The 559-nt window shown below is 37.2% G+C and carries 1 protein-coding gene; it reads left to right on the top strand.

Features of this window, described 5'->3' with window-relative positions:
• The first annotated feature begins 69 nt into the window (after positions 1-69).
• Entirely contained in the window at positions 70-489 is a 420-nt protein-coding gene (locus tag H740_RS10425; protein ID WP_002953721.1) for a TOBE domain-containing protein, read from the top strand.
• Positions 490-559 lie beyond the last annotated feature (70 nt).

Below are 559 nucleotides of genomic sequence, written 5' to 3'. Positions count from 1 at the left end.
AAAGTTTAAGTTGTTAATATTCGCTCAGATTTTAATACGAAATTAAATTTAATCACAAAGGAAAACGCAATGTTTAGCGCAAGAAATCAACTGTCAGCTCAAATCACAGAGGTAAGAGAGGGAGCGGTAAACTCTCTAGTAGTAGCAAAACTACAAGGTGGAGAGACAGTAAAAGCAACCGTAACCGTAGATAGCCAAAAGGCTTTAGATCTAGTAGCAGGTAAAAAGGTAGTTTATCTATTTAAAGCTTCTTCTATCATAGTAGCTAAAGGTGAGAACGGTCTAAAGCTAAGTGCTACTAACCAACTAAAAGGTAAGGTAATAAAAGTAACAGAGGGTGCGGTAAACGCTGAAGTAGATATCGAGATAGCAGGCGGCGATAAACTAAGCGCTATCATCACAAATGAATCAGCTAAAAACCTAGCTCTAAAAGCTGGCGATGAAGTAACTGCTATCATCAAAGCTAGCCACATCATTATAGGTGCTTAATTCTTTTAAATAGCGAGCGGTTTATGGCGCTCGCTAAATTTTAAATTTGATCCGAATTTATATCGCTTAA

Origin of the sequence: Campylobacter showae CC57C, assembly GCF_000344295.2 — a bacterium.
In the GTDB taxonomy this organism is placed as follows: Bacteria; Campylobacterota; Campylobacteria; order Campylobacterales; family Campylobacteraceae; genus Campylobacter_A; species Campylobacter_A showae_B.
The sequence above is the reverse complement of the archived record's forward strand: the minus strand, read 5'-3'. Positions and strand labels throughout refer to the sequence as shown.